Annotated in this window: 4 protein-coding genes; all 4 read left to right on the top strand. The window is 77.5% G+C overall.

What is annotated here, in order from left to right:
- Positions 1-198 (top strand): DUF4129 domain-containing protein (locus ABZ641_RS27255; RefSeq protein WP_359985810.1); only part of this gene is annotated, 198 nt, incomplete at its 5' end.
- Positions 195-1,469, top strand: coding sequence for a DUF4350 domain-containing protein (locus ABZ641_RS27250; RefSeq protein WP_359985808.1), 1,275 nt, complete (start codon positions 195-197; stop codon positions 1,467-1,469). The genes ABZ641_RS27255 and ABZ641_RS27250, both read left to right, overlap by 4 nt.
- Before the next feature lie 101 nt (positions 1,470-1,570).
- Positions 1,571-2,491, top strand: a complete 921-nt coding sequence (locus ABZ641_RS27245; protein WP_344623456.1) for a MoxR family ATPase — start codon at positions 1,571-1,573, stop codon at positions 2,489-2,491.
- 61 nt (positions 2,492-2,552) lie between these two features.
- Entirely contained in the window at positions 2,553-3,863 is a 1,311-nt protein-coding gene (locus ABZ641_RS27240; protein ID WP_344623388.1) for a DUF58 domain-containing protein, read from the top strand.
- Positions 3,864-4,313: the final 450 nt, after the last annotated feature.

Genomic DNA, 4,313 nt, shown 5'->3' with positions numbered 1-4,313 from the left:
GACGAGGCCGCCGCCGAGGCCGGCCGCGCCCTGCCCGACCAGGCCGCGGCCCTCGCCGCCGCCGCCCGCACCTTCGACGACATCGTGTACGGCGAGCGCACCGCCGACCGGGCCGCCTACGAGGGCCTGCTCGCGCTCGACCGCGCCCTCGGCGCGGCCCGCCCGGTGCTCGTCCCGACCGGCGGAGCCGCCGCATGACCACCGCACCGCCCGCACCCGCCCCGGCCGACCCGGCCGCGCCCACCGCCGGAGCACCGGGCGACGCCGCCGCCTCGGCCCCGGCGACCAGCCTCGCCGTACCGGTCCGCCGGCGCTGGCGCCGCGCCCGCTGGTACCTGCTGGCCGCCGCCCTGCTGGTCCTGGTCGGCCTGCTCGTCGGCGGCCTCGGCGGCGCCAGCACCTGGCCGCCGCTCGACCCGCGCTCCCCCGACCCGAACGGCGCCCGGGCCCTCGTCCGCCTGCTGGAGCGGCAGGGGGTCGACGTCCGCACCGCCTCCGGCGAGTCCGAACTGGCCGCCGCGCTCGCCGCCCCCGACACCACCGTGGTGCTGCCCGACCCGTACCTGCTCGACCCCGCCGCCGTCGACCGGCTGGCCGCCGCCCGCGGCCCCGGCGGCCGGCTCGTCCTGCTCGCCCCGGACGACGCCCAGCTGACCGCCCTCGCGCCCGGCGTCCGCACCGCACCCGCCACCGACGGGCTGCCCGACTACACCGCCGAGCAGTCCACCGCACCCGCCTGCGGGCTCCCCGAGGCGACCCGGGCCGGCAGCGCCGAACTCGGCGGCCTGCTGTACCTCCCGGGCCCGGACGACGCCGCCTGCTACCCGCGCCACGGCCGGCCCACCCTCGTCCTGCACACCGACCCGACCGGCCGGCAGACCGCCGTCCTCGGCACCGACCGGCCGCTCACCAACCGGCACCTCGCCTCGGACGGCAACGCCTCGCTCGCCCTCGGCCTGCTCGGCTCCCGCCCGCACCTGGTCTGGTACCTCCCCGACTACACCGGCACCGGCGTCCCGGCCACCGCCGACCGCCGCAGCCTCCTCGACCACGTCCCGGACGGCTGGCGCTGGGCCGGCCTGCAACTGGCCCTCGCCGCCGCCCTCACCGCCGCCTGGCGGGCCCGCAGGCTCGGCCCGGTGGTCTCCGAGGAGCTGCCGGTCGTGGTCCGCGCCGCGGAGACCACCGAGGGCCGCGCCCGCCTCTACCGCAGGGCGAACGCCCGCGGCCACGCCGCCGACGCGCTGCGCCGCGCCGCCCGGCACCGGCTAGCCCCCGTGCTCGGCGTCCCGGTCGCCGCCGGAGAGCCCGACCCGGCCGCCCTCTGCGCGGCCGCCGCCGGCCGCCTCGGCCGCCCGTCCGCCGACCTGCAGGCGCTGCTGTACGGCGGTCCGCCCACCGACGACGCCGCACTGCTGCGGCTCTCCGACGACCTCGACGCCCTGGAAAGGCAGGTACGACAGCCGTGACCGAGCAGCCCGCTGCCAGCACGACCCTCACCAAGACCGGCGCGCCCGCCGACGCCGCACCCGGCCCCGCCGAGGTCGACGCCCGCACCGCGCTCACCGCGCTGCGCGACGAGATCGGCAAGGCCGTGGTCGGCCAGGACGCCGCCGTCACCGGCCTGGTCGTCGCCCTGCTCTGCGGCGGCCACGTGCTGCTGGAGGGCGTCCCCGGCGTCGCCAAGACCCTGCTGGTCCGCACCCTCTCCACCGCGCTCAGCCTGGAGACCAAGCGCATCCAGTTCACCCCCGACCTGATGCCCGGCGACGTCACCGGCTCCCTCGTCTACGACGCCCGCACCGCCGAGTTCTCCTTCCAGCCCGGCCCGGTCTTCACCAACCTGCTGCTCGCCGACGAGATCAACCGCACCCCGCCGAAAACCCAGGCCTCGCTGCTGGAGGCCATGGAGGAGCGCCAGGTCACCGTCGACGGCGAGCCCCGCCCGCTGCCCGAGCCCTTCCTCGTCGCCGCCACCCAGAACCCGGTCGAGTACGAGGGCACCTACCCGCTGCCCGAGGCCCAGCTCGACCGCTTCCTGCTCAAGCTGGTCCTGCCGCTGCCCAACCGCGAGCAGGAGTACCAGGTGCTCGCCCGGCACGCGGCCGGCTTCGACCCGCGCGACCTGGCCGCCGCCGGCGTCCGCCCGGTCGCCGGCCCGGCCCACCTCGCCGCGGCCCGCCAGGAGATCGCCAAGGTCACCGTCGCCCCCGAGGTGCTCGCCTACATCGTCGACCTGTGCCGGGCCACCCGGCAGTCCCCGTCGCTGTCGATCGGCGTCTCCCCCCGCGGCGCCACCGCCCTGCTCGGCACCTCCCGCGCCTGGGCCTGGCTGGCCGGCCGCGACTACGTCACCCCCGACGACGTCAAGGCGCTCGCCCTGCCGACCCTGCGGCACCGCATCCAGCTGCGCGCCGAGGCCGAGATGGAGGGCACCACCGCCGACTCGGTGATCCAGGCCGTGCTGTCCCAGACGCCCGCCCCGCGCTGACCGGCCCGACCCGCCGGCCCCGGCCGGCCCGCACCCCAGCACACCCCGAGGAGTCCCGCCCATGGCCCTGACCGGCCGCACCGCCCTGCTCGCCGCGCTCGGCGCGCTCGCCGTCGGCCTGGTCGCCCCCTCCTGGGCGGGCATCGGCACCGTCACCCTGCTGCTCCTGCTGGCCGTTGCCGCCGACCTGGTGCTCGCCGCGCCCGTCCGCTCCCTGCAGCTGACCCGCGACGGCGACACCCGGGTCCGGACCGGCGAGAGTGCCGAGGTCCGGCTCTCCGTCACCAATCCCTCGGGCAGGCCGCTGCGTGCCCTCGTCAGGGACGCCTGGGCACCGTCCGCCTGGCACCCCGGCACCTCCTGGGCGAACTCCCGACACACCGTCACCGTCCCGCCCGGCGAGCGGCGCCGGCTCACCACCGTCCTCGGCCCGACCCGGCGCGGCGACCACCGGGCCCACCGGGTGACGGTCCGTTCGCTCGGCCCGCTCGGCCTGGCCGGCCGCCAGGGCGCCCACCAGGTACCGTGGACGGTCCGCGCCCTGCCGCCGTTCGCCAGCCGCAAGCACCTGCCCTCCCGGCTCGCCCGGCTGCGCGAACTCGACGGCCGCACCTCCGTCCTGACCCGCGGCCAGGGCACCGAGTTCGACTCGCTGCGCGAGTACCTGCCCGGCGACGACGTCCGCTCCATCGACTGGCGGGCCAGCGCCCGCCGCAACACCGTCGCCGTCCGCACCTGGCGTCCCGAGCGCGACCGGCACATCCTGATCGTCCTCGACACCGGCCGCGGCTCCGCCGGACGCGTCGGTGACGCCCCCCGCCTGGACGCCGCGCTCGACGCCGCACTGCTGCTCACCGCCCTCGCCACCAAGGCCGGCGACCGGGTCGACCTGCTCGCCCACGACCGGGTCCGCCGCGCCGCCGTGGTCGGCCGCTCCGCCGCCGAGGTGCTGCCCGCCTTCACCGACGCGATGACCACCTTGGAGCCCGCGCTCGTCGAGACCGACCTGCGCGCACTCACCGCCGCCGCGCTGCGGATGTCTCCGCACCGCTCGCTGATCGTCCTGCTGACCGGACTCGACGCGGGCGCCACCGAGGACGGACTGCTCCCCCAGCTGCCCCTGCTGACCAAGCGCCACGAGGTCGTACTGGCCTCCGTCGCCGACCCCCGGCTGGACGAACTGGCCACGGCCCGCGGCACCCTGGACGCCGTCTACGGCGCGGCCGCCGCAGAGCAGACCCGGGCCGACCGCCGCCGCACCGCCGAGGGCCTCAACCGGCACGGCGTCACCGTCCTGGACGCACCGCCCGCGGCCCTGCCCCCGGCCCTCGCCGACACCTACCTCGCCCTCAAGGCCGCCGGCCGGCTCTGACCGCCACCCCGCAGCCGCTCGGCGAGCATCACGTCCCCGCCCAGCTCGGCCCTCCGCGAACTCCGGCGCATAGCCGGCCGTCAGCAGCGCGTCGCGCGCCCGCAGGGTGAAGCCGGCGACCCGACGAGCCGCAGCACCATCCCCAGCGCAGTCCCGAACGGCCGCTCTCCATGCAACCGACGTGCCGTCGGTGCTGTGCCATTCGCCCTGCAGGCCGAGGAACTTACCCTGCTGTCCGCCCTGGCCACGGTCATCCGGCACCCCGCCCTCGGCGGTACGACGCTCCAGGAGCAGTACGAGCAGCTGGAACGGATCGCAGAACTCCGGCCCCTCCTGGCTGACACATCGCGCCTGGCCCGGAAATGCGAGAAGCCCCGCCCGGTGTCCCCGGGCGGGGCTTCTCAGAAGAATTGTTCGGCGGCGTCCTACTCTCCCACAGGGTCCCCCCTG

This window comes from Kitasatospora sp. NPDC007106, assembly GCF_040634455.1.
Lineage (GTDB): Bacteria > Actinomycetota > Actinomycetes > Streptomycetales > Streptomycetaceae > Kitasatospora > Kitasatospora arboriphila.
Note: the sequence above shows the minus strand (reverse complement) of the source record. Positions and strands in the feature narration are given on the sequence as shown.

Bases quoted from the DNA above. Each gene is read 5' to 3' on its own strand.
- ABZ641_RS27240 (WP_344623388.1), top strand. From the start codon at position 2,553: ATGGCCCTGACCGGCCGCACCGCCCTGCTCGCCGCGCTCGGCGCGCTC.
- ABZ641_RS27250 (WP_359985808.1), top strand. From the start codon at position 195: ATGACCACCGCACCGCCCGCACCCGCCCCGGCCGACCCGGCCGCGCCC.